This is a genomic window from Thermofilum sp., from assembly GCF_038871435.1.
Taxonomy (GTDB): domain Archaea; phylum Thermoproteota; class Thermoprotei; order Thermofilales; family Thermofilaceae; genus Thermofilum; species Thermofilum adornatum.
In genome coordinates, this window is the sequence record NZ_JAVZIC010000019.1 from 1 (window position 1) to 4,538 (window position 4,538).

Annotated in this window: 6 protein-coding genes; 5 read left to right on the forward strand and 1 reads right to left on the reverse strand. The window is 44.4% G+C overall.

The window, feature by feature from the left end:
• Together QXT17_RS09825 and QXT17_RS09830 are read left to right on the forward strand one after the other, a co-directional pair.
• Window positions 1-305: putative RNA uridine N3 methyltransferase (locus tag QXT17_RS09825; RefSeq protein ID WP_342815852.1), on the forward strand; the 305-nt coding region annotated here is incomplete at its 5' end.
• A 414-nt stretch (window positions 306-719) separates the two neighbouring features.
• Window positions 720-1,034, forward strand: coding sequence for a hypothetical protein (locus QXT17_RS09830; protein ID WP_148681976.1), 315 nt, complete (start codon window positions 720-722; stop codon window positions 1,032-1,034).
• A 44-nt stretch (window positions 1,035-1,078) separates the two neighbouring features.
• Here the strand turns inward: QXT17_RS09830 and csx1 are convergent, their stop codons facing one another.
• Window positions 1,079-2,734, reverse strand: coding sequence for a CRISPR-associated CARF protein Csx1 (csx1, locus tag QXT17_RS09835; protein ID WP_020962097.1), 1,656 nt, complete (start codon window positions 2,732-2,734; stop codon window positions 1,079-1,081).
• Window positions 2,735-3,834: 1,100 nt separating this feature from the next.
• Here csx1 and QXT17_RS09840 point away from each other — a divergent pair.
• The 3 genes from QXT17_RS09840 to rplC form a co-directional block, all read left to right on the forward strand.
• A complete protein-coding gene (locus tag QXT17_RS09840; protein ID WP_020962096.1) occupies window positions 3,835-4,032 on the forward strand; it encodes a hypothetical protein in 198 nt (65 codons plus the stop codon).
• A 42-nt stretch (window positions 4,033-4,074) separates the two neighbouring features.
• Window positions 4,075-4,203 carry a hypothetical protein gene (locus QXT17_RS09845; RefSeq protein ID WP_276114282.1) on the forward strand — a complete coding sequence of 43 codons (129 nt, stop codon included), beginning with the start codon at window positions 4,075-4,077 and terminating at the stop codon, window positions 4,201-4,203.
• Window positions 4,204-4,378: 175 nt separating this feature from the next.
• The coding region (gene rplC / locus QXT17_RS09850) for a 50S ribosomal protein L3 (protein WP_342815853.1) at window positions 4,379-4,538 on the forward strand (160 nt) is incomplete at its 3' end.

The following is a 4,538-nucleotide window of genomic DNA, read 5'->3' on the forward strand; positions in this document are numbered from 1 at the left end:
TCCAAAACCACACCACCCCAAAAACACTCGTCATAGCAACATCCAGAAAAGGCACACCAATAAACACCCTAGCCACCCAGCTAAAAACAAAAATAGCCACAGCAGAAACACTCCTAGTACTCTTCGGCACACATAACAAAGGCATACAAGAAATCGCCACACAAGAAAACATCAACCCACAACACTACATACACTACACACTCAACACCGCACCACTACAAGGCACAAAAACAATCAGAACAGAAGAAGCAGTACTCACAACAATGGCAATACTAAACCTCCTAGACCAACAAACAACAACCTAGCCCAAAAACCACCACACAAATACCCCACGAAACCTCCCTCTATCCCCAAACACTTTACACACTCATACAAAGCTAGCAATATTGAAGAAAAGAGAAAAACAGAGATTTTTACATCGTGATACACGGTGGGAGGAAATGGTTCCCCTAAAAATCTCTGTAGAAACGTTTTCCACGGGAAAAGTTTGCAGATTAGGGGAAGAAGACATTTCTGAAAATACATTCTTCCCTGACCCCTCTTCTTGATCTATATCATTTATAAGTCACAATTGGAAAACTAAAACAAGATAATGTGTTCTATGGAAAACTTTGACATAAATACACTTTCACACAACAGAGAAACAAATAAATAACACCAATACAAAATAATCCCCAAGGAAACGGTATCAGAAAAGAATGAATTGAAAGAATATAAGAGTGCGCACACTATACGCAGTAGAAACAACAGACGCAAAAATCCAAATACCCCTAGTAATCATAGGGCTCCTCGACTCCACCGGCGACACCCCCTCAAGGCTACTAGCTAGCACCCTCGAATACGTGAAAACATTAGGCCTCAACATAGGGGGAAGAAAAAGCCCCGGCCTCGGGCTCCTCGCCCTACAAAAAGCAGAAATATACGCCTTCCAGCCAGGAAAAGACCAAGACCAGCACGGCGAGAAGCTTGCATTCCCATTCAGCGACAAACCCATATCGATAGAGGCCTTCATAGAAAAACTAAGATCTACGTAGCAATCCAGCCGAAAAACAAAGCCAAAAAATCTATAATATCTTTTTTAAATTCTGCTAAGTATTTTCAGATATTCTTGAACTTTGCCCCTATTATACTTTATCTTTGAGACCGTCCACCTGTCAGCTTGCCTCGAAACTACAACTTTTTCAATTATGGTGTAGGAGAGCCCAGCGTGTGCCGAAATGTTCCTAGCATTGTTCTCGTCTATTACCTCCTCCTTCTTGAAATTCCTAACTTTTTCTTCTACATCATTCAAAATATAGATGCACGGCAACTTGCTCTTCTTTTGTTCTAGCTCCTCAAATGCATGGAAAAGACTGACATCTACCTCGACCTCGTTCTCTCTCAAAACTAGGTGTTGGGCTATGCCCCCAAGCATGGCCTTATTTTTGTCGAACTCGTTTAGACAGTTCTGGAATGTCCCAATGAATGTGTCCAGTTTTTGTTTTTCACGCTTTGCTATTAACGATGCATACTTAAGCCCCGCCTCCTGGAGCCTCTCAGCAACACGTTTAAGGTATTCTGCGAGGTCGCTCTTCGCCGCATCCACGCATAAGCCATTACTTTTTCCTCTCTCGTCTTCGGCGAGCCTCCTAAGGACACTATAAAGGATGCACTCTAGCACCCTAGCTGTCTCGGGAGAGGGGTATGTAACGACTTTCTTTACATCGTCCTTCTCTGGCTGGTCTTCAATCTCGCTACAAGGGTCACTAGTAAAGCTTTCAAGGAAGCTGCACAGGCTGTAACCAAGCCTCTCCCCATTCTCGTCTAAGGCGCCGGGAAAAGTCAACGCCACCGCGGCGTTCTCTAGGAGCCTTGTAAACGTCTCAAGAGAGACAAGCGCCTCGGCAACCCTCTTGGAACCCTTTACTGATGCCTTCCTTAGCTCAGAGATACTCTTGGAGCGGAACAACAGGATGTCTCGAGCAGCCATTGCGAACTGAAGGGCATTCGACAAGAGTGTAACATCCAATATGCCCAGGCTCTGCGGATTAGAGGCCTGCTGGGAGGTAGCCTGTGGAACAGGTTGCACAGCGCCAAGCTGTGCTGGCTGAGGGGACTTATCAGTTCTCTGGGGCTTGGTAGGAGGGCTAGGCGGCTCGGAGTTAAAAATTACTAGGTTTTTTTCCTTCCCCGCAACGATCGCGCTAGTCATGGCCGCATAGAGAATGGCAGTCGTCTGATAGTTAATCCCATGAGTAATGTCTACGACTAGAAAAGTATGGTCGTCTGCCAGCCTTTTATATATCTTCATGAATGCCTGTGTGAAAATATGTGTTGGACTACCCCTGTACGATAGACCCCCATACGTGCCGACTCCAGGAGTAACGACAACTTCAATCCTCTCCTTTATCTCCTCTTTTATCTCCTCACAACACGTAGAACCCTTGACAAATTCCTCCAGACTATTGTCATAAACATTCAATGCATCGTTGCGAATATTTTGTGAAGAGACACTAGCAACAGTATCCAAACCAAAAACAACACCATGAACATCGAGCCCCGCACTAGACAACAGGCACAAAAGAGACACCGTAGAACTCCTACTCCTGCACTCTAGCTCCCTGGCCCCCTCGCCAAGAACCTTCCTCAAGCCAGGGTGCTCCAAGCTCTCAACAGACAGACGGTAGCTAACTTCATCCCACCTCCTCGGATCACCCCAAGAAGCAACAACAAGAACCTTGGACTTTTCACTCATACCTATATAATCCCATCAAGCCCTATATAAACATTCACAACAAACAATGGCAAAAAAGCCACAACCCAAGAACCAACACCCGACGCATTCGGCTCAGACCACCGACACCAGGGCATATCTATAATAAACGATCAGTGATAATAATAACGTTATCCTAAATAATAACATAGTTATCACAGTTATTTTAAACAGCGAAAAATAAAAATAACAAAGTTATTATCAATAATAACAAAATTATCATAAAATCACCCATAACAAGGACGCCAACATAGCTAGTCCAAAAACCAGCCAAAAACACCCCCACCGAAACCACCACAACCTCCAAACATCAAATAAACAGCCCCTTCATCAAACAGTAGGCCCAACCAAAGGCACACAGACACCCCTAGAAATTCACGTGTCGCTCCTATGAGTATAACTCAAATAATATTGAAGAAAAGTGAAAAACAGAGATTTTTCCATCGTGATACGGGGTGGGAGGAAATAGTTCCCTTAGAAATCTCTGTAGAATCGTTTTCTACGGGAAACTTTAACGCTTTACGGGAAGAAGACTTTTTGTAAAATAAGTTCTTCCCTAGACCCTCTTCCCATTCCATATCATTTACAGTCAACAATGAAGAAACTAAAGAAAAATTAATACTTCCAATGGGAAGACCCTGCACAAAAACACTTTCACACAAAACCAAAACAAATAAATAACACCACAACAAAATAAACCCCAAAGAAACAGTATCAGAAAAGAATGAATTGAAAGATATGCGATGAGACGTAAGAATCCACGGTGGGTTATCATCATAGTATCAGAAACGAATGAATTGAAAGGTGTAGAGCTTGACACTCTGCCTCGCCTTCTCAGCGAATTGTATCAGAAACGAATGAATTGAAAGTTTGTAGATATGATTTCATTCATTTTCTTCACTATATCGCTGTATCAGAAAAGAATGAATTGATAGGCTTTTTCCTTGAGAATCTTGTTCAGTCTAGATTTGTTCTGTATCAGAGAGGAGTGGTTTTTTGGGTTCTGGGGGGCTTATGATTTTGTGTTTGAAAGTTGCTTGCATGGGGGTGGCTTAAATTTCTAAAAGCTTGGGGGTGGAATTGTGTTTAAATCTGGGAATAGAGGTCTGGATACTGGGAGGGGTGGGAGCGTGTGGGTTGAGGGCATCGTGAGGCCGGTTAGGGTGTCGAGGTACTATGTTGGTGGGGCTCAGGAGGTCTTTAATGTCTTGTTGGGGGAGTTTAGGGCCCTAGAAACTATGTGGGCGATTGTTGAGGCTAGTTTTAATTCTGGCAACTAGTGGTGGGAGTACCACTTCGCGGTTACTAGTGGGGAGGACGGCTTGACAAAGGAGCTTGTAGGGGCTGTTGAGAGGATTGCCTGGAGGCACGGGTTAAAGTATGACTATGTTATTGTTGCCGATGAGAAGAGGTACGTGTATATGTACATAACATTCACTTCCCGCGAGTAGCTTTTCTAGCCTGGTAAACGTGTGGCTCCGACAAGACCACGTGAGCCTTCGATGCTTTTTCTGTGTAGCGTTGTTGGTGTTTTTCGTGCCTTGTGTCTGGTGGCGGCGTGTATGCAAAAAGCTTAATAAGTGTTGTTTATTGGTAGCTTTTTGTAGTCATGGTTGGTGATGTATAGTGGCTAAGGGGCATAGACCGCGTCGTGGTTCGCGCGCGTATCACCCGAGGAAGAGAGCACGCAGTATAGTTGGCAGGGTTAGGAGGTGGCCTACTGGGCGCGAAGGCTTCTTGGGGTTTGCAGGCTACAAGGTCGGCATGCTCCACGTGATAGGAGTCG

Excerpts from the sequence above, each read along its gene's own strand:
- csx1 (WP_020962097.1), bottom strand. The coding sequence starts at position 2,734 with ATGAGTGAAAAGTCCAAGGTTCTTGTTGTTGCTTCTTGGGGTGATCCG.